Origin of the sequence: Streptomyces sp. NBC_00597, assembly GCF_041431095.1 — a bacterium.
Classification (GTDB): Bacteria; Actinomycetota; Actinomycetes; order Streptomycetales; family Streptomycetaceae; genus Streptomyces.
Map to the genome: position 1 here is coordinate 1156757 of NZ_CP107757.1, position 19094 is coordinate 1175850.

Here is a 19094-nt window from a genome sequence, read left to right on the forward strand (position 1 = left end):
AGGTCACCCGCCGTGCGCGTTCGTGGAGCTGCCGGTCCGGCCGCGGCGCCGTCCGTTCCAACCGAAGTCCAGCCCGGCACTGATCGCCAGGATGGCCAGCAGGGTGACGATCGAGGCAACCTCGTGGATCAGGGTGGTGACGATGAAAGTGACCAGGACCCCGCCGGCTGCTGCGACCGCGAGCCCGAGGATCGCCGGGTTGGCGCCGGTCTCCTTGCGCACGCGGAAGTGGGCGACGGTGATGAGCACGAAGATGAGCAGGGCGACGGCGCTGCCGATCGAGGCGATCGCTTCGAGTTTGAACGCGATTGCGAGCACGAGGCAGACGGCTGCCTCGAACAGCAGGCCCGCAGTCACACGGCCGCCCACCTTGCGGGCCATGAGCGGCGGGAACAGACCGTTGTCGACCAGTCGCTCGGACAGGCCCGCAGCGGGGTACAGCCCGGCATTGGTCGCACCGGCGGTGGCGAACAAGGCGGTGATGCTCATCAGCCAGTAACCGGCCTGGCCGAGTGTGGGCTCGGCCGCCACGGCGAGGGCTGTGCCGCCGGAGGAGACCACCTCCTCCACGGTCAGAGTGCCGAACACGCCGAGGGCGATGGCGATGTAGATGACGGTGGCGATCCCGAGGGCGAGGTACATGGCCCTCGGCAGCTCACGGTCGGGCCTGGCCAGGTCCTTGGCCGTGAAGGTGATGATGCCGAAGCCGAGGAACGCGAAGAAGGTCAACGCGACACTGGAGATGATGTCGCGCCACGCGGGGTAACCGGAGAACGCCAGCAGCGAAGGGTCCATGTTGACCAGGGTGACTACGGCGAAGACGGTCAGGATGCCGAGCACCACGTAGACGATGACGGTCTGGGAGCGGGCGACCAGCCGCGAGCCGACGATGTTGACCGCGGTCATCACGATGATGATCAGGGCCGCGAACACCTTGGCCCAGGCGGCGTCGCCGCCGGCGAACATCGAGGTGGCGTAGTTTCCGAAGGAGACGGCGACCATCGCGGTGACCACCGCGTTGGCCAGGTAGGTCAGCCAGGCGATGATGCTGGTGGCGTGCCCCAGGCCGAAGCCCTCGGCCGCGTATTCCAGCAGGCCGCCGGCGGACGGGTAACGCGCGCCGAGCTTGGCGAAGGAATAACCCTGCAGCACGGCGATCACGCCGGCGATCAGGAAGCTGAGCCACACGGCCGCCCCGGCGACCTCGCCGGCCGCACCGAGGAGGGCGAAGATTCCCGCGCCGACCATCGCCCCGACGCCGATGAATGCCGCCTGACGGACGTTGAGGTACCTGGTCTGCTGCCCTTGCTCGGGCTGTTCCGGATCGCTCATCACGCAGATGCCTTTCTGGTCCGGTTGGCCGCGCCGAGGTGTCGTGCGACGAGTTCGCCGAGTCCCCGGAGCGCGAACAGGGCGGTGACGGGTAGGAGAGCAAAGCCGCACGGGATGAGATTCGGGTCGGTAGGCCCCAGGATGCGGTCCAGCGCGTCCATCTGAGCGGCCGACACGGCGATGGCGACCTCGACGGCGATCGCCCTGTTCATCCGAGGGCTCTCGAACGTGACCGTGAGCCGGGTCGACCCCGAACGCGCGCACGACCTGCTCGGGGCCGCGGGTGTACCGGGTGTGCGAGTTCGCCGGACTCGGCGGCCGGCTCGGCCACAGCGCTCATGTGCCGAGGGTGGCGACGAGAACGGCCTTGATGGTGTGCAGGCGGTTCTCGGCCTGGTCGAAGACGATGCTGGCCGGGGATTCGAAGACTTCGTCCGTGACCTCGATGCCGCTGTCCATCCCAGTCGCAGCGATGATCTCGGCGCCGACTACGGTCTCGGCGTTGTGGAATGCGGGCAGGCAGTGCATGAACCGCACGCCCGGGTTTCCGCTGGCCGCAAGCAGAGCCCGGTTGACCTGGTACGGAGCGAGGAGCTTGACGCGGTCGGCCCACACCTCCTTGCTCTCGCCCATCGAAACCCACACGTCGGTGTGCACGAAGTCGACGCCGGCCACCGCCTCGGCGGGGTCCTCGGTCACCGTGACGCGCGCTCCGGTGTTGCGCGCGATGTCCGCGGCCAACTCGGTCACGTCGGCAGACGGATGCAGGTTGGGCGGCCCGGCCAGGCGCACGTCGGCCCCCATGAGGGCGCCCATGACCAGTAGTGAGCGACCCATGTTGAACCGGCAGTCCCCGACGTACGCGTAAGCGAGCCGGTCGTACGGTTCGTGGCTCGCCTCGTGCATGGTCAGGAAGTCGGCGAGCATCTGGGTGGGGTGCCATTCGGCGGTCAACCCGTTGTACACGGGCACGCCGGCGTGCCGGGCCAGTTCCTCGACCTGGACCTGACGGTCACCGCGGAACTCGATCGCCTCGTACATCCGGCCAAGCACCCGGGCGGTGTCCGCGACCGACTCCTTGTGGCCGAGCTGGGAGCCGCCCGGGTCCAGGTAGGTGACATGGCCGCCCTGGTCGTGTACAGCGACCTCGAAGGCGGACCGGGTGCGGGTGGAGGTCTTGGCGAAGATCAGCGCGACCTCTTTGCCGACCAGCTGCGGCCGCTCGGTGCCGGTGTACTTGGCCCGTTTGAGGTCCCTGGACAGGTCGAGCAGGAAGCGCAGCTCGGCCGGCGAGAAGTCGACCTCTTTCAGGAAGCTTCGGCCGCGCAGGTTGAACATGGTGTGCTCCAGTGGCTTGCGGCGGGAGGCGGGACGAGGGCTGCCGGCGTGGTCAGGACAGGGGGTCGCGTTCGAGCGGGCAGGTCATGCAGTGCGAGCCGCCGCGGCCACGGCCGAGCTCGAAGCCCTCGATCGTGATCACCTCGACGCCGGCCTTGCGCAGCGCGGTGTTCGTGCCGGTGTTGCGCTCATAGGCGATGACCACGCCGGGCTCGATGGCCACCAGGTTGTTGCCGTCGTCCCACTGCTCCCGCTCGGTCCCGAACTGGTCGCCGGCCGTCGGCACGATCCGCATTTCCGGGATGCCGAGGGCCTCGGCCATGGCCTCGGGCAGCGTCCCGGCGTACTGCTCGATGACCAGGCGCTCGACCGAGTCCCCCGGGCGCACGGACCAGATGCGGGCATGGTCGACCACGTCGGGATAGAGCGTGACCAGGTCCCGGTCGCACATCGTGATCACCGTGTCGAGGTGCATGTAGCTGCGCGATTTCGGCAGCAGTACTGCCAGCACCTGCCGGGCGGAGTTGGCCAGGAACAGCTGCCGGGCGATGATCTGCACCGCTTGCGGCGTGGTGCGCTCACCCATCCCGATCATCACGGTGCCGTTGCCGATCGGCTGCACGTCGCCGCCTTCGACGTGGCACTGGCCCCAGTCCTCGTCGGCGCCGCCGAGCCAGACCGGGAACTCCTCAGCGGTGAACATCGGGTGGAACCGGTACACCGCCTCGACGATCAGGGACTCCGGTCGGCGGGCCGGCTTGGCCATCGGGTTGATCGTCACCCCGTTGAAGATCCAGCACGACGGGTCGCGCTGGAACAGGAAGTTCGGCAGCGGCGGCAGCAGCATCGAGGTCGGATCGCCCGCTTGCCACTCCAGGCCGAGATCCTTTTTGACGTCGGCGCGAGTGATGCCGCCGATCAGGAAATCGGCGACCTCGGTCGGCGTCGCTTCCTCCAGCCAGGCGCGGGCCCGCTCCGCGCCGACGATCCCGACCTGACGCTCGTTCAGCAGGTGTCCGGCGACCCAGTTCCGCGTCTCGGCGGAGGCGAGCGCCTCGACCAGCAGTGTTTTGACTTCGAACACCTCCACGCCGCGTTCGCGCATCTGCCCGCAGAACGCGTCGTGCTCCCGTTGCGCCTGCGCAACCCACAGCACGTCGTCGAACAGCAGATCGGCGGCGTTGGACGGGGTCAGCCGGGTGTGTTCGAGTCCGGGGCGGTGCACCATGACGCGGCGCAGCCGGCCCACCTCGGAATGGACGCCGAGTGCCATGTCAGCCCTCCTCGTTCGTACTGGTGCCGTGACCGGTCCCGGCCGCGGCCGTGCTCACGCCGCTCGCGTCGAGCGAGATGCGTGTCCCCGCGCTTCCGTCGACCAGCGCCTCGATGTCGGCCAGCGCGCCGATGACCGCCTCCCGCCCGGTGGCGCGCACGAAGCTGCAGGCCGCGGCTACCTTCGGCAGCATCGAACCGGCGGCGAACTGCGCGCTGTACCGCTTCAGGAGCGCATCGGGGTGGGCGCGGGAGATCAGCTGCTGGTCCGCGGTGCCGAAGCCGAGGAACTCCCCGGCCGTGTCGGTCGCCATCACCAGCAGGTCCGCGTCCAGGTCCTGGGCGAGCAGCGCGCTGGCCTGGTCCTTGTCCACCACCGCCTCGACACCGGTCAGCGCGCCGTCCGTGCCGCGGGCCGTCGGCACCCCGCCGCCGCCCGCGCACACCACCACGCAGCCGGTGGCGAGTAGCGCCCCGATCTGATCGGCTTCCAGCACACGCCGGGGCACCGGTGAGGGCACGACCCGGCGCAGCCGTCCGCCGTCGCGTGCGAAGCGCCAGCCGTGTTCGCGCTCCAGCTCGGCCGCCTCCGCGTCGGAGTACTGCGGCCCGATGGGCTTGCTCGGCGCGTCGAACGCCGGGTCGGACGGATCGACCTCGGTGATCGTCAGCACCGTCGCCACCGACTGCGTCGGCCCGAGCCGGTTGCGCAGCTCCAGCTCGATCAGGTAGCCGACCATGCCCTGCGTCTCCGCACCCAGCACATCGAGAGGGTACGGAGGTACCGGCTTGTATGCGGCCCCCTCCAGCGCCAGCAGACCGATCTGCGGGCCGTTGCCGTGCGAGACGATCAGATCCACGCCCGCCGCGATCTTCGCCAGCTGCGCGCAGGCTACCGCCACGTTCACCCGCTGGTTCTCGCTCGTCATCGCCTCACCGCGGCGCAGCAGCGCGTTGCCGCCGAGTGCCACCGCCACACGACGCGCCCGTGCCGCGCCCGGCGTGGGCGCGGTGCCCGGGCCGGAAGCGGTCCGCACCGTTACCTCCATGGCGGCACCTCGGTGGGCGGCACCATGTGTCGACGCTGCGCCCGGTCTACCGGTAGACCGGTAGACCGGTAGGCCGCACAGCAGGGCCGCCGCGGCCAGCAGGAACGGCGCCCAGTAGCCCCACGAGGTGCGGCTGGTGTCGCGCGAGTACCAGATGAACAGGATCGAGAACACCAGCGAGAGCACCGCGATCACCATGTCGCGGCGAAGCGGGCGCCCTGTAGTTGCCGCCGGTCTGCCAGCCGCCACTTGATCTGCGCTCCGGCGGACAGTGCGTAGGGGATGGCGGCCGTGATGCCCGTCATCAGCACCAGCGTGGTGAACGCCGTGGTGCCGCCGGACCCGGAGTAGTTCACGATCACCGCGACGGACGCCAGCGCGGTCGAGGTGACCACTCCGAACGCCGGCACGCCCTTGGCGGACAGCTGCTTGAACCGCGCGGGCAGCAGCCCGTCCTGCGCCGCCGCGAGCGGCATCTCCGCGCAGATCATCGTCCAGACGCTCAACGCGCCGAGCCCGGAGACGATCACGGCGACGGCCATGATGTTCCCGGCCCAGCTCCCGCCGAAGATCGCATTGGCGGCGTCCGAGAACGGCGCGGTGGAATTCTTCAGCTGCTGGGCCGGCAGGATTCCGAACACCGCGACCAGGGAGAGCACGTACACCACGGCCGTGGCCAGCGTCCCGATCACGGTGGGGCGTGGAATGTTGCGGTCCGGGTCGCGCACCTTGCCCGCGGCCACCGCCACGGTCTCCACCCCGAGGTATCTGAACAGGCCGATCGGCATGCCGCCGCCGATCGCCGCCGCCGTGCTCTCGCCGCTGATATTCGCCGGGCTGTAATTCGCCCCGTGCACGAAGAACAGCCCGACGGTCGCCATGAACGCCAGCGCCGCGAACTTCAGCACCGTGGTGACCACCTGGACCAGGCCCATCTGCCGCGCCCCGGCGAGGTTCACCAACGCGGGCAGCCACAGCCCGACCAGAACCAGCAGGACCGAGACGAACCGGTTGTGCCCTTTGTTCAGGAACACCTCGACGTACAGCACCCAGCCGACCGCGATCGCCGCGTTGCCCGCCCAAGCGGTGATCCAGTACGACCACGCACTGAGGAATCCGAGGGTGTTGCCGTACGCCGTGCGCGTAGGCATGGGGACCGCCGTCCGCAGGCAGCCGCCGTGAGAGCGCGGCGAACAGAAGCGCGAGCGCCAGCGCACCGAGGGTCGTCAGCCCCATCGAGACCAGACTGATCGGTCCGAAAGTGGCCAGAGAGGTGGGCAGGTTGAACACCCCGACACCGATGATCGTGCCGATGATCAGCGCGATGGCGACCGTGGGCCCGAAACTGCGCTGAGCTGAGTCGGAGGCCTGCGGCGATCCCGTACCGTCGTCCGACGCGTCCGGAGTCGTCATGACTCTCCCGTGACTCTGGTCATGCCACGCCGCCTCGACCGGTGCGATCCAGGCCATGCGTCGAGCCTCGTTGCGTGACGCGTATTGCGCAACCGCACGTAGGCAGGGTGTACGGCGTCCGGGTGAGCCGTCGGCCTCGCCCGTGAAGTTGTCGAGCTCCGCGATGCCCGCGACGCGAGTTATGCGGCCAAGCCCATGTCGAGGCTCTTGTGGCCCGGGCAGGTGAACTCGTACAGCCGCAACCCTAAGAACAGGAGCACCCCGCCATGGTGCGGGATCTGCAGTGCGCACCTCCCAACCGGCAGCACCATGCGTGCCTCAGTCGCGACAGAGGATCACCCGGTCGGCTGACATCGCCAGCCCATTCGTAGCGGCGCACGTGACTGCTCTGGATCCGGGCGGGCGGACCCAGTGTGTGCGGCCATGGGTGGATCGCCCGGGAATGCGAAGTTGCGATCCTCGCCCCGCCTGGAGGCTGTCCCGAGCACGGTCGCCGGCGAGTCGTTCCCCGGCCCCTGCTACCTCAGATCGCCGAGGTGCTTTCCCAACCCAAAGTCATCAACCGCACGACCATGAGCGTCCGGGAGGGCGATGCGCTCGCGGACCTCGGGTCCGGGGCGGCCACAGCCGGCTTCTCACGGCTCCCCGGGTCGTCGGGGCGTGGCAGCGTCCGGCTCCTGGCAGGTCGGCTCGCCGTCGACCGCGTGGCCTGGAGCGGTGCGGTAGGCGGCATTGAGAATCTTCCGCGCCTGGCGTTCGACCAGGATCGGGATGTATGTCCTGACCTTGGCATGGTGGAACGATTCGTACGCTTCCCTGACCGTGGCCTCGACGGTGACCGCGTCGACCGAGGCGTAGGCAGCCCTCAGTCGCGCCACCATGTTCAGGATGGACACCGGTTCGTCCTGAGAGCCGGGTGACGGGAGGTTCGGCGGCCCTACGGGATCGGCACCCTCCACCGGTCCGGGAGGGCGGTTCGGCCCTTCGGCGGGAAGGCAGCTGCCCACCTGAGGAGTCTGGTCTTCGACCGTCATGGCCATCGTGCCCCCATGTCCCACGACCTCCAGACCGCAGACCTCAGAACCGCGTACCTCGCCATCAGCGAGAAGGTCCCTCGTGCTCATTGTCTGCTCGCCCGGACAAGATCGCCCGGTCAGGTCCCGCCCTGATGGACTCGCCGGGCGGACAGAGCTCCCCGCCGCGCGCCTTCGGTGTGCGTCGTCGACCTTGTGCCACTGGAAGGACCCGGGCTTCTTCGAGAACCAGCAGGGCGCGCACTTCAAGACCTTCTACACGGTCTACAGCGGTCAGACCCGCTCCTACCTGGACGCGGACGAGATCCCGTCGGGCATCCCGCGCTGTGACGCCGTCGTCAAGGACAAGGCCGCCCAGAAGTACAACGCGAAGATCACCACGTACGGAGAGCCGGACCGTACGTTCACGTCGATCATCCGCACTGGGACGTCGTCGAGGGCTACCAGGCCAGCGGCGAGTGGTACGGGAAGAACGACTGCATCATCCTGACCGGCGCGGCCACGAAGCGCGAGGGACAGACCCTCTACAAGACCAGCGAAGTGCAAGTGGATCCGCGACCAGGACGTCACCCTGGTCGGATAACGGCCTCGCAAACCCTCGGAGCCTCAGCTGGTCAGCGGGCGAGTACGTGGCCGTCGTGGGGGCGGTGGTCGCGGGAGCGGCGCAGGTCGGCGGTGACGTAGGTGCGTTGCAGCCAGCGGTCTGTGCCGTCGTAACGGGGGTGGAAGGCGGTGCGGCCGTGAACGGTGATGCGGTTGTCGATGACGACCAGGTCGCCGGGTGTCAGGCGCAGGGTGCGGGCGGTCGCTTCGCAGGCACGGTCGAACTCGGCCAGCGCCGCGGTGGCCCGGGGGGTGAGCGGGGTGGTGACGAGTTGGGCCATGCGGATGTCGGGGTCCTCGGTTGCGCCCGACAGCACTCCTCGGGGCTCGACATCGGGCTCACCCGTGGCGGCGTCGGGGCCGAAGGAGGGTGGTGGTGTGGTGATGAACTCCGGTGCGAACAGGGCCTGGCGGCCGGCTGGGGTGAGGAGGGGCAGGGCTTGGCGGATGCCGGCGGTGCGCATGCCGGCGATCCGGTCGTGGTCGGCGCGCAGGCACAGGAAGACCACGTAGTCGGGTGGGTGGGGGTGGAAGCCGTTCTCGGTGTGGAAGGACAGCGGTACCGATCCGGCGTTGCCGTGGAAGGTCTCCTGTCCGGGGACGGGTACGACGTCCTGTACGAGGGCACCGGATTTCTCGGCCAGGTAGGCGAGGGGCTCGCCGAGTCCGCAGGCCACCATGGTGAGCAGGGCGGCCGAGACGGTGGCTTCGCGCTGGACCGAGCCGGGTACGGCCGGCGTCGCGGGCAGGGCCGCCTGATCGACGGGCAGGCCACCGATCACCAGTGTGCCGTGCGGGCCGGAATGCCTTCGGAACCGGCGCACCTCCCGGCGCAGCGGTAGCGGAAGCTCTTCCCAGGCGTCCCGGGCCCGTGCCAGCCACTCGACGTGATCGACCTGGTCGTGCACACCGGTGCACAGGCTGCGGGCCAGCCGCTCACACGCGTCGGCATCGGCCGGCTCCAGTTCCCGGTCGGCGGTGACGACGGTGTTTTGGGTGGTGTCGGGCGTCGTCTCGGGCATCTGATCTCCTGCCGGGGGTGTGGGCGGGCGGATGCGCGGACTCACGAGTGGCGCAGGCCGGCCACGGCATCGGCGATGTAGTGGTCCCCGAACCGGATGAGGGGGGCGTACTGGGCCGCGCGGCGATGGCGCATGAGCCGTAGTTCGGCGACGGCGTTGTCGGGGCCTTCGGGTTTCTGGGCGATGGAACGACGCAGATGCACCATCGAGTACGCGAGGGTGACGTGCCGTTCACCGTCCACGATGTCGGCTTCCAGGAGAGCGCCCCGTGCCTCGGCCAGCTCCGGGGCGCGGGCCGCCAGGTGCTCGTAGGAGTCGGGTACCACAGACAGAAGGTCCTTCATCGCCGTCCGGAACAGCTTGTATCCGCGGTGCTGGCGCCCGCTCAACGGGATGTCCACCGATGGGGGCGCCATGGTGCGGCGTATCGCCGCCATGTAGTAGTCGGCCGGGATCGTACTGGCGTGTGTCATGGCCCCCGGGAAACCGCGTACGTACACCGTCGCGTCCGCCAGCCGCAGCAGCGCGGCATCAACATCACCGTGCCGCAGATGGCGGGTGGCATCAGCCACGGCGACGGCGGCGCAGACGTTGAACAGGACATGGACCTGGTGCCCGATGAGCCACCGGGCACTCCACACGCTCTCCAACGACGCCTCAGCGCCTGGCTCGGGGACGGCCACGGGCGGGACGGAGTCAAGGTCGGCGATCGGCGCGGCGCCGGTGAGGTCGAGCACCGACTGCCGCATCCCGGCCACCTCCAAGGCCAGGTCGGCACCCGACAGCGGAGCATCACACAGGTCTTCCAGACCGCGGTGGATGACCAGGACACCGTGCAGGGCAGCCTGCTGGTCCGACAGCTCCACCTCACGGACCCGGAAGAACGACTGACTGGTCGACTCCGCCGGCATTCCCTCACCGGCCACGGCCGGAGCCAGAGCGGACAGCGCGGCTGCCAACTCACCTGCAGCCGCGGCGGTCTGCCGCAGCACGAGAGCCCGCTCGACCGGTCTGGCATGGGTCGCCACCCCGGCCAGTATGTGTGCGGTCCGTTTCGCCTCGGCATCGACCCGCGGGCCCAGAGCCGGGACGGGCCGCCCGCCTCGGGGCTCACGGAAGACAGCGACAGCAGGATGACCGGCAACCGGTGATAAGCCCATGGTTGAAGAACTTCGCCAAGAACACCCCACACGAAACCCGATCCACAAGACCATTCCTGTGCGGCGAGGCGCTGCAGTTGGCCGGCGCTCGGCGAAGCGGCCGAGCCGGACAGCTCAGGCCGTCCAGGTGCTTCGTCTGTTGGCCGGTGTCGAGGTAGCAGTCGGCGCGTGTGGCCTCAACGGGAGCCGTGGCGCCAGGCTTCAGGTCCACTCAAACTGGGGGTTTGGCTCCGGCAAGTGACCTGTGTGCAGGCCCCTGCCGCGTCCGCTGCGACCTTCACCGCCGAGCTAGTGGCCCGCAACAGCCGGCGGTGCGTGTCGGTGGACGGCGCGAGCACCGCCAACAGAGCGGGGATCATCCAGTACGACCGTGTCGGCGGCACCAACCAGTACTTCCGTCTCGGCTGAGCGGACTACGAGCAGGTCCGCCCTTCCGTGGCGGTGCCCGGGCCGGCCGCAGGCCGGCCCGGGCAATCGGTCCCGGACTTCTACTCCATGAACCGGAAGGTCCACGCCTGGCGTCGGTTGTTGACGTCGAGTGGCCTCAGGGCGACACGGGGCGGGAAGATCCGCAGCAGGCTGAGGTCCAGGGCCAGCTCCGCTCCGTCGACAGGGCCTCCGGGGACGACGACGTGGAAGGAGTGCGGCTCCGCGCTCTGATAGAGCGCCCACTCGCGCGGATCGGGGTACCCGACCACGGGCTTGTTCATCTCCGGGTCGCCGTCGTAGGAGAGATAGGTTCCGCCGCGGAGATTGCGGATCGTACAGTTGCCGTTGCTGAGCGACTCCAGCTGCCACTCCTGCTCGCCGGGGCTGCCGGTGGGCGGCAGCAGGAAGACGGGTGTCTTCGGCTCCGACGCCCCTCCTTCCAGCGTAAGCAGCTGCTCGGGGGGACCGCTGATCGTGTAGAGGCCGTTCGGTACGGGTGCCAAGGCCGGCTCCGCTTCTGACGCGCGGCGCCCGCGCGGGGTCGCCGCTGATCTTCTGGGCTGACGGATCCCTTCCCGGCCAACGCGCGGCAAAGATCGGAAACGCTCTGCGTCACCCTTCGGGAGGACAACGTCCTCGGTCGGGTGGCCCCCTCCGCGGGCCCACACGGACGCCCGGAGTCATCGCGCAGTGATGCTGCGCAGTCGTGGTGTTTCCGATCCCTGATTCTGTGTCAGAAAAGTCAGCAATAGGTCAGCGCGGGTCCTGAAAGATCTGGGGACAGCTGACCGAACATGCGAATCGTTGTAGGCTCCGGAGACCGCCCTTGACCTGAATTGACCAGGCAGGGAGCAGACAAATCGGGAGTTTCTCCGCGTTTCGTACAATGTTCAAGTCCAACACCTGACATCTGGGCGTTTCCGCAGGTCACACGGCTGCTGTGGGTGCCCGGGTCAGCAAACACTCAGCATCGGACCGGACCGTGTCCCGCCGACGCTGACCTACGGGCCTGACGGCGGGGGCTGGTCCGATGGCCTCCCGGCCCGTATCGGAAGACTCCCGCTCGTGCACTGACTGCTCGCCCGTGGTGTGGGTGGGTTCCGCGAGCACTGGGACTGCGCCAAGCTCCTCCGTCCCCGTCCCCGTCCCCGTCCCCGTTCGCGTCCCCGTTCGCGTGGGCGCGATGCGGTCCGGGACGCCTTGGCGGACTACGTGGTGGGGATCTCCACCACCCTCTCGGCTCGGCCCGGCGAGGCAGTGCCGGTGGCCGAGCCATACTCCGAGAGCGGACGGCCACCCGTGGCGAAGTGCCCGGACAAGCCGCGGTCGGTGAAACAGCTGGTCATCGAGGCAGGCAGGAAGCGGCGAAGCCGGTGCAATGGCGTGAGGGCTCCCGGCCCGGCACCGGCAAGAGCGGTCTGAAGCGGATGTACGCGCGGTTCGTGGCCTTGCGGATCCGGCCCGCCGGCGAGGTCCGCCAAGCCGTTGACGGCCCGGAGCTGCCCGAGTGCTGGCTCCCGGCCGAGTAGCCCGCCGACCAGGGCGAACCTGTCCAGTTCTGGCTCTCCGACCTGCCCGCCAACACCCCGCTGACCACCCTGGTCCGCCTGGCGAAACTCCGCTGGCGCATCGAGCACGACTACCGCGAGATGAAACAGGCCCTGGGACTGGCCCACTTCGAGGGCCGCACCTGGGGCGGCTGGCACCACCACGGCACCCTCGTGTCCGTCGCACACGCCTTCTGCACCCTCCAGCGGCGGGCAGCCCCCAAAGGAACGGCATCGGCCTGAGCCTCTACCGGATCGTCCGCGAACTGCAGAGCCTGGACGTCGGATTCGTACGGTCCGGGACTGCGCGGTCGAAGGTTGCCGCTACCACCGAGACTGGAGCATCCCGGCCCTGCACGGCCGTTCGAGACCTTGAGGTCAGGAGCGACCACATCTCCGGTGGGGGATGCGAAGCGAAACGTTGCCCCGCTTGTGATCACATCTCCGCGTACCCGAGAGCGACGTAGCACGCGCCTCCCCCTGCGCCGCGGCGCTCGCTCCGCCCCTCACCACCAGAGACACGGCGCCACCGCTTACGTGGCGCACGATCTCCTCGGCGGAACAGGCCCTCGGTAGCGCGCCGCGCCCCCGGAAGTTGCACCGGCGCCGGCCCACGTATCCCTGTGGACCGACGCCGGGTGGATCTGTGCGGTTAGCGCACGGCGGCGGCCGGCCGTCTGCGGCGCGCGTACACCACCGCACCGGCGATTGCCGCCAGGGCTGCGGCCCCGGTGGCGGAGATCGGCTGCCAGGACGCCTCCGTCGCCGGTTTCCCGGATGCGGCGGCGACCTGCCCCGGCTGGTCCTCCACGAGGCCGCCGTACCCGCCGGCCAGGCCCTTGCGGTCGTACTCCGAGCCGGGCATCTTGTCGCCGTAGCGGGCGGTGACCAGCTTCTGGTAGGCGGCGAGGGTGATGCCGCGCTTTCCGCCGAGGCCGCTGTTCGCCTCCTCGTTGAGCGGCTCGACCATGCCTTCGGCGGTGAGCCGGTACCAGGCGTGGATCTGCGGCTCCGTGAAGGTACGGGCCTGTGGAGTGCCGCGCTCGGCGAAGCCGACCTCGGCGTCCCCGTCCCGGATGCCGGCCAGCTGCCAGCCCTCGGCGCCGACGTTCTGCGGGCCGCTTCCGGTGGTAGGGGTGTTCCCCTTGGGTGCGAGCAGTACGGCGGCGTTCTTGCCGTCGGAGGCGGTCACCCGGGAGGCCAGGTAGGAGAGCCGGATCGCGGTCTGCGGGGTCGCCTGGGTCTTGCCGGTCACGAACTCGGGGCTGATCTCGAACATCGGCACCGGGTCCTTGAGATCGAACCCGGGCGGCGCGGCGACCGCGGCGGGTGCGTTGCCAGGGGTGCCGACGGTGCCGCCGTCCGCGCCGGGGCCCGTGCCGTGCTGCCGGGCCGAAACCAGGAAGCGGGAGACCGTGTCGCGGAGTTGGTCGCTCCGGACGGCCTGCTGGGCGGACGGGTAGCCCGCGATGCCGTCGCCCTCCGCAGCCTGTGCGGGAACGATTCCGCTCAGGGCGGCGGCGAGCGCGGCCGTGGCGAGGGCGGCGGCCCGGACTGCCGCGTGCTTGGTGTGTCGCGTGGTCTGCATGGTCGGTCTTCTCCTCAGCCCTGGATCCCGATGCGGGAGTGGGTCCACTGGAACGAGTTGTTGTTCACGTAAGTGGCGTGGTTCCACCAGGTGTAGGTCTGGGTGGTCTGCCACGGGTCCCCGACCGCGACCATGTTGGTGGCGCTGTCGTAGCCGTAGATGACGTTCATGTGACCACCGCCGGTGCGCCAGCCGATCCGGACGGCGAACGGCCGGCCTGCGGCTATCTCGGCGGCCGACTCACTGAACGAGGCGTTGCGGTACAGGCTGCGGCCGCTGTTGCTCAGCCCCAACCGGGCCAGGCCGTTGGCCATGTCTTCCAGCGTCGCGGGCTGGTTGTTGCAGTCCACCCAGGAGCCCTGGGCAGCGAGTTGGCAGAACTGCTCCTGGCTGACGGAGCGGCCCCAGCGTTTGGCGATGGTCACGCCGGAGGCGTCCCAGCACCACTGGGTCCTGACCTGCTTCTGCATGTCGATCTTGAGCGTCTTCGCGGTCGTGGGGGTAGGGGTGGGGGTGGGTTTCGGATTCGGGTTCGGGCTCGAACCGCAGACCGGCAGGGCGGTGGTGTTCTCGTTGATGAAGGTGTCGGCGATGTAGTACGAGCCGGTGAAGATCCACCGCGGGTTGTTCTCCACGGTGTCGCCGGTGGTCCGGCAGGACATCTGGACCTTTTCGCCTACCTTCGAGGAGCCGTTCACCTGGGCCGAGAGGGACGGCTTGGCCCGGTGGTTGATGGTCTTGTAGTTGCTCTGCCCGCCGATGACCGTGCCGCTGACCGCATCGGCCTGGGCGAGGGCATTGAAACCGAACATCAGACCGCCGGCGAGTGAGGCGGTGCTCGCGGCCGTCAGAGCTTTCTTGCGGCGGGACGTGCGACGTTTGTGCATCATGCTCCTTGGTCTGAGAAATGCTTGGAACTTGCTTGACCGGCAACCTGGTCGTCCGGTGTGCGGGACACATACCGGGGGGTGCGGCTGCGGCCCCCTGGCTCGGCGGCCCCGCACTCCGTCGGGTGGTTACTTCGGGCCGAAGGTGAGGAGGAGCTGCGGAGTGGCGTCCGTAGCCGTTGATTCCTTGGACCAGATCCACAGCGGGTCGGTGCCCGTGCTGGTCAGGGCCATGCTGGCTGGTGCCCAGCGACGCGGAGAGTGTGGCGGTGGCCAGCTGGGCGCTGTGGACGGCTGAGCCGTCGGGGATGGCCGCGAACGTGCCGAGCGGCGTGGTGCCTAGGGTGGGCTTGGTGGTGAATGTCGTGCCCGTGCTGCTCCAGGTGCCGGTGACCGGGACTAGGGAGACGGTGTCGGCCGTGCCGACGCCCGTCTGGTTCGAGGTCTTGAACTGGAGTGCGGCGGCCTTCAGGGCCTGGCCGACCGGGGCGGCCGGCAGGTTGAAGCGCAGGTAGGTCTCGCACGCCGGGTTGCCACGCACGGCAAGCGAGGTGGACGTGCCGTTAGTGGCTCGGGGCGCCCTGGTCGGTATAGGTGTCCTCGGCCACGGTGACCTTGGTGAGCGTGTCGGAGGGGGCCTTGACCACGTTGTAGTGGTTCTGGATCTGGGCCTGGGTCAGCGCCGACGGCTAGATGGCTGTCTCGTCGATCTGGCCGGAGAAGAAGTTGCTCGTCGGACGGTCCGGCCACCAGTAGAGCTCGTCGCCCCCGATGTGCCAGTAGCCCGCGTACGGCTGGATGCCGCTGGTGTTGCCGCTGACGGAGGAGTCGGCCACGTACGGGCTGGTGGAACGCAGGCCTGGGCTCACACGACGGCCTGGTTACCGACCGCTTCACCCGTCGCCCCGCGCCTGCCTGCGGGCTCGGGCCCGGCGGACCAGCAGCATCCCGCCAGCGGCCCCCGCGAGGGCGGGCGATGCGGATGCGGCGGCCGAGGGCACGTCCGTGGCCGAGGGGCTCGCAGGAGCGGGAGCGGTGGGCGTGGCGGAAGTGCTGGGTGGCGCCGTGTCGACGACCGGTACGGAGACCTCGCGTTCGGCGTGTCCCAGTGAGGGGAACCCGACGTGGACGTGCACCTTCCAGGTTCCGGCCGGCAGGACCTCGGCCGTGCTCCAGCCGGTGCGCGTGCCCGCGTCCCGGACCAGCTTCCAGGGGCCCAGCGCGCGGCTCCCGTCCGCGCTGGTCGCGTTCACCGTGGCGGCGACCGCCTCCTCGATGGCTTCCCCGTGGTTCTCCCAGGTGATGTCGGTGGTGAGGTGGCCCTCCCGCTGCCCGTTGATCACGACCTTGACGGTGTCGCCGTGGGCCTGGGCCGGGGTCGCCAGGGCCACGGCCTGGGCGAGGAGGAGGAACAGGACCCCGAGTCCGGTACGGGCGGGGAAGCTGTGGCGTGTACGCATCGTTGTGGTGCTCCCTGGTGCGGTGGGATGCGAGTGGCCGCCACCGCTGCGGTGCGGTGCGGTGGAGGTGCGGTGCCGTGAGGGAGCCGGCGGACGGCCGCATGGGGAATACAGCCGTCCGCCGACGGTTGATCAGACGGTCGAAGGTCAGCCGACCTTCTGGACCGTCCAGACCTGGGACGCGCGCCCGTCGGCACGCTGGAGGTCGAGCAGCCAGTCCCCGTAGTACGGCCGGTTGCTCACGGTGAGGGCGTAGCCGCCGCTCAAGTCGGTAATGGGGGTGGTGCCGGAGCGTGAGTTCAGCTTCCACTGCTGGTTGGGGGCGTTGCCGCACGCCTGCTGGGCGATCCACATGCCAGGGGCGGGGGCGCCGCCCGCCTGCAGGCACTTGCCCGAGACCGCGGACTTGATACGGACCAGGCCGCCGCCCGCGTCCTCGAACAGCCACTGCTGCTGCGCGTAGCCGTTGGCCCGTGCGCCCACGAGGAGGGTGCCGTCGGCGGCGCGGCCGCCCCACAGCTCGGCGGCCATGCCGGTACTGCCGTTGCCGAAGGTGTAGCGGGTGCCGGGGGTCGTGGTGCCACCGCCGGCGCTGGTGGTGCGGAAGGTGGTGACGCTGCCGGGGCCGCTGTCACGGCCGGCTGCGTCGCGCACCGAGACAGCGAGTTTGTACTCCGTGCCGGACTGGAGGTTGTAGATGTTCAGCGTCTGGGACTGGACCCAGGTGAGGTGCTTGCCGTTGAGGAGCACCTGGTACCAGGCGGCGCCGTCGACCTTGGGCCAGCTTGCCACCGCGGAGTTGGACCGGACCTGGCCGACGGTCACGGCCGGCCCGCCACCGGGCTTCTTGGTCGGGGTGGGGGTGGGCTTCGTGGTGGGCTGCGGGTTGGGGTCGGGGTTCGGGTTGCCGCCCTTGCCCTTCATCAGGAACTGGTTGTTCGCGATGTTCCAGTGCGTGGCGAGGTAGCTGCCGGCCTTGGGGTTGGTGTGGAAGTAGTCGTCGTGGTTGCAGTCCAGGATGTTCTCGGCTGCCTGGTTGGTGCACACGTTGCGCATCTGCGGGTAGTACGGGGTGTCCGAGTAGCACATGACGTCCCACTCGTCCGTGCAGTGGGCGCCGCGGCTGGTGTTGGGGGCGCTGTTGTTGACCGCGCCGAGGTTGTGGCCGAGTTCGTGCGCCGCGGTGTGGCCGCCCCAGCAGCCGGAGTCCGTACGGCCGTAGGAGGGGCCGAAGTTGCTCTGGTTGTCCTGGCCGGGGCGCTCGTCGCCCGCGAAGGTGCCGATGCCGCAGTAGACCTGGGTGTCGGAGAAGATCATGTACTTGCGGTCGCGGCGGTCGAGGCCCTTGGCGGCCAACGCGTTGTTGGTCGCGCTGAACTCAGCGAGCGCCGAGGCGGGGAGCTCGATGTTGAGCACGGTCGGCGTGCAGTCCGCGGCCGTCACGTAGCGGATGTGGCGGATGCCGCCGGTCTCCTGGGCGCTCGTCGAGTAGATGAGGTCGGCGTCGGCCGCCCACTTGCGGAACGAGGCGACGTACTCGGAGTAGCGGTCGCGGTCGGAGCCGTGGACGTACACGACCTGGACGCGGTTGCCGCTGCTGCCGTCGCCGTCGCACTGGACGGTCTGCCCCGCGGGACCGGCGGCCACGGTCTGGCCGCTGCCGCCAGCGGGTGCCGGGGCCTTCGACGCCGGGGTCTTGGCGGTGGCCGCGTCGGCGGCGGGCGCGTCCTGAGGACGCCCGCCGCCTTCGGCGGCAGCCGCTTCGCCGGATTCCGGGCTGGCCGGATCGGCCGCCACGGCCTTCGTCTTGACCGCAGGGGCGACGTCGGCCTTGATGTCGACGTCCTTCGGCGGGGCGTCGGGGCCGTGGCTGCAGAGCCCGGCTTCCGTGCGGTAGACGCCGACGCACTTGTCGCCCTTCGGCGCGGCCTTGAGGCCGTCGAAGACCATGCCGCGCGCGGTGTCGTTGGCGGGTGCGTCCGCGATGGCCGCGGGCTCCGCATCGCGGACTGGTGCGGCGGCCGGTACGAGGGTGTCCGCGGCTGCGTCGGCCTGAGTGGTGGTCTCCGCCTGGGCGTTGTCGCCCAGTCCGGAGTAGGCGATGCCCCCCGCTATCACTGCCGCCGATGCCATGGCGGCAGTGAGGAGTATCAACCGGCGGGGTTTGCGCCGGTGTTCACGTTTCTTTCGACGGCTACCCGTCATGCGCACCTCAAATCCTTGGTCGGAGGAGTGGGTGCACGAAACCCTGCCAGACGGGCGAGGTGGAAAATTCGGACAAACAGGAATGGGCTTTGAGGTATCTGACCGTTACCTTGGCGGTCAAATTTGATGATCTGTCAACTCTGTTTAAAAGTAATCTAGTTATGCGTGTAGACCAGGAAAGGTCCAGGCTTTTTCGATGGCGTCGTTATGGAATCGAGATAATTAATGAGGCTTGTTGACGGTAATTCAGTCAGAGATTCACCTATTTACTACCGGCCGAATTCCTCCTGTTACGAGCAGTGAGGAATCCCTCCGCTCCGCCTGAGGATGACGACTCGGCGATGCGGAGGCCTTGATGCGTGACGGGTCCAGTTGCCGACGGTTTGTGCACCCTGGGCCCGAACTGACCTCCTATGCGGGGATCTTCGTCTCGTATCCCGTCGCACTCACGCCCCCTGCAGGGGTGATCGGCACACACCGGGCCGTGTGTCACTGGTGGACCCTTCCGCCTCCTCGCCATCCTGGCCCGGGTTGGCCGTCATCGACTGGACGGCGTGCGGGTGGAAGCGGAGGTGCATGCGATGGAGTGCGGCCGCCATCCCGCGCAGGGGTGCCGCCGAGGCACTCCCGGAGGGGTATCGCGCCGTTCCCACACGACTCAGCAAGGTGGAGGTGGTCGCGTTCCAGCGCGACAGGCTCGTCCTCGGCCGAGCGGTCGAGGTCCGCGACCGCGGCCGCGGAAGACCCGTTGCACG

16 protein-coding genes and 2 pseudogenes are annotated in these 19094 nt (G+C 69.2%); 3 read left to right on the forward strand and 15 right to left on the reverse strand.

Going from position 1 to position 19094, the window contains the following annotated elements:
- Window positions 1-3: 3 nt before the first annotated feature.
- The 7 genes from OG974_RS04850 to OG974_RS04880 form a co-directional block, all read right to left on the reverse strand.
- A complete protein-coding gene (locus tag OG974_RS04850; RefSeq protein ID WP_371645502.1) occupies window positions 4-1332 on the reverse strand; it encodes an APC family permease in 1329 nt (442 codons plus the stop codon).
- Window positions 1332-1544 (reverse strand): hypothetical protein, encoded by a 213-nt coding sequence (locus OG974_RS04855; protein WP_371645504.1) that lies wholly within the window; start codon window positions 1542-1544, stop codon window positions 1332-1334. Before OG974_RS04855 ends, OG974_RS04850 begins: the two co-directional genes overlap by 1 nt.
- 124 nt (window positions 1545-1668) lie before the next feature.
- The gene (gene argF / locus OG974_RS04860; protein ID WP_327279725.1) at window positions 1669-2670 is read right to left on the reverse strand and encodes an ornithine carbamoyltransferase; all 1002 of its coding nucleotides are present in this window, start codon (window positions 2668-2670) and stop codon (window positions 1669-1671) included.
- A 52-nt stretch (window positions 2671-2722) separates the two neighbouring features.
- Window positions 2723-3943: an arginine deiminase gene (locus OG974_RS04865; protein ID WP_327279726.1), complete on the reverse strand. Its 1221-nt coding sequence runs from the start codon at window positions 3941-3943 to the stop codon at window positions 2723-2725.
- 1 nt (window position 3944) lies between these two features.
- The gene (locus OG974_RS04870) at window positions 3945-4979 is read right to left on the reverse strand and encodes a carbamate kinase (protein ID WP_371646736.1); all 1035 of its coding nucleotides are present in this window, start codon (window positions 4977-4979) and stop codon (window positions 3945-3947) included.
- A gap of 203 nt (window positions 4980-5182) precedes the next feature.
- Entirely contained in the window at window positions 5183-6142 is a 960-nt protein-coding gene (locus tag OG974_RS04875; RefSeq protein WP_327279728.1) for an amino acid permease, read from the reverse strand.
- Between the two features lie 897 nt (window positions 6143-7039).
- On the reverse strand, window positions 7040-7300 hold the full coding sequence (locus OG974_RS04880) for a three-helix bundle dimerization domain-containing protein (protein WP_371645507.1): 261 nt from the start codon (window positions 7298-7300) through the stop codon (window positions 7040-7042).
- A gap of 331 nt (window positions 7301-7631) precedes the next feature.
- Here OG974_RS04880 and OG974_RS04885 point away from each other — a divergent pair, with 331 nt between their 5' ends.
- Window positions 7632-7928, forward strand: a complete 297-nt coding sequence (locus tag OG974_RS04885) for a hypothetical protein (RefSeq protein WP_371645509.1) — start codon at window positions 7632-7634, stop codon at window positions 7926-7928.
- A 124-nt stretch (window positions 7929-8052) separates the two neighbouring features.
- Here OG974_RS04885 and OG974_RS04890 read toward each other — a convergent pair whose 3' ends face one another.
- Window positions 8053-9063, reverse strand: a complete 1011-nt coding sequence (locus tag OG974_RS04890; protein WP_371645511.1) for a TauD/TfdA family dioxygenase — start codon at window positions 9061-9063, stop codon at window positions 8053-8055.
- 41 nt (window positions 9064-9104) lie between these two features.
- Window positions 9105-10091, reverse strand: a complete 987-nt coding sequence (locus OG974_RS04895; RefSeq protein WP_328764435.1) for a hypothetical protein — start codon at window positions 10089-10091, stop codon at window positions 9105-9107.
- Between the two features lie 369 nt (window positions 10092-10460).
- Here OG974_RS04895 and OG974_RS04900 point away from each other — a divergent pair, with 369 nt between their 5' ends.
- Window positions 10461-10631, forward strand: coding sequence for a hypothetical protein (locus OG974_RS04900; protein WP_371645513.1), 171 nt, complete (start codon window positions 10461-10463; stop codon window positions 10629-10631).
- A gap of 80 nt (window positions 10632-10711) precedes the next feature.
- On the opposite strand, the gene OG974_RS04905 is transcribed toward OG974_RS04900, so the two are convergent.
- Window positions 10712-11155 (reverse strand): RICIN domain-containing protein, encoded by a 444-nt coding sequence (locus OG974_RS04905; protein ID WP_327279734.1) that lies wholly within the window; start codon window positions 11153-11155, stop codon window positions 10712-10714.
- A gap of 706 nt (window positions 11156-11861) precedes the next feature.
- Between OG974_RS04905 and OG974_RS04910 the strand changes: the two are divergent.
- Window positions 11862-12442, forward strand: a pseudogene (locus OG974_RS04910) (transposase); the annotation flags it as partial.
- Between the two features lie 409 nt (window positions 12443-12851).
- On the opposite strand, the gene OG974_RS04915 reads toward OG974_RS04910, so the two are convergent.
- From OG974_RS04915 to OG974_RS04935, 5 genes and pseudogenes are all read right to left on the reverse strand, one after another.
- Complete coding sequence (locus OG974_RS04915; RefSeq protein WP_371645515.1) at window positions 12852-13787, reverse strand: hypothetical protein; 936 nt, start codon at window positions 13785-13787, stop codon at window positions 12852-12854.
- Window positions 13788-13801: 14 nt separating this feature from the next.
- A complete protein-coding gene (locus OG974_RS04920; protein WP_327279736.1) occupies window positions 13802-14677 on the reverse strand; it encodes a papain-like cysteine protease family protein in 876 nt (291 codons plus the stop codon).
- 126 nt (window positions 14678-14803) lie between these two features.
- Window positions 14804-15471, reverse strand: a pseudogene (locus OG974_RS04925) (DNRLRE domain-containing protein); the annotation flags it as partial.
- Window positions 15472-15567: 96 nt separating this feature from the next.
- Window positions 15568-16134 (reverse strand): hypothetical protein, encoded by a 567-nt coding sequence (locus OG974_RS04930; RefSeq protein ID WP_371645518.1) that lies wholly within the window; start codon window positions 16132-16134, stop codon window positions 15568-15570.
- A gap of 147 nt (window positions 16135-16281) precedes the next feature.
- Window positions 16282-18267: an RICIN domain-containing protein gene (locus OG974_RS04935; protein ID WP_328764438.1), complete on the reverse strand. Its 1986-nt coding sequence runs from the start codon at window positions 18265-18267 to the stop codon at window positions 16282-16284.
- Window positions 18268-19094: the final 827 nt, after the last annotated feature.

Bases quoted from the DNA above. Each gene is read 5' to 3' on its own strand.
- OG974_RS04930 (WP_371645518.1), bottom strand. From the start codon at position 16,134: ATGCGTACACGCCACAGCTTCCCCGCCCGTACCGGACTCGGGGTCCTG.
- OG974_RS04855 (WP_371645504.1), bottom strand. From the start codon at position 1,544: ATGAACAGGGCGATCGCCGTCGAGGTCGCCATCGCCGTGTCGGCCGCT.
- OG974_RS04865 (WP_327279726.1), bottom strand. From the start codon at position 3,943: ATGGCACTCGGCGTCCATTCCGAGGTGGGCCGGCTGCGCCGCGTCATG.
- argF (WP_327279725.1), bottom strand. From the start codon at position 2,670: ATGTTCAACCTGCGCGGCCGAAGCTTCCTGAAAGAGGTCGACTTCTCG.
- OG974_RS04915 (WP_371645515.1), bottom strand. From the start codon at position 13,787: ATGCAGACCACGCGACACACCAAGCACGCGGCAGTCCGGGCCGCCGCC.
- OG974_RS04850 (WP_371645502.1), bottom strand. From the start codon at position 1,332: ATGAGCGATCCGGAACAGCCCGAGCAAGGGCAGCAGACCAGGTACCTC.
- OG974_RS04890 (WP_371645511.1), bottom strand. From the start codon at position 9,063: ATGCCCGAGACGACGCCCGACACCACCCAAAACACCGTCGTCACCGCC.
- OG974_RS04920 (WP_327279736.1), bottom strand. From the start codon at position 14,677: ATGATGCACAAACGTCGCACGTCCCGCCGCAAGAAAGCTCTGACGGCC.
- OG974_RS04935 (WP_328764438.1), bottom strand. From the start codon at position 18,267: ATGGCATCGGCGGCAGTGATAGCGGGGGGCATCGCCTACTCCGGACTG.
- OG974_RS04875 (WP_327279728.1), bottom strand. From the start codon at position 6,142: ATGCCTACGCGCACGGCGTACGGCAACACCCTCGGATTCCTCAGTGCG.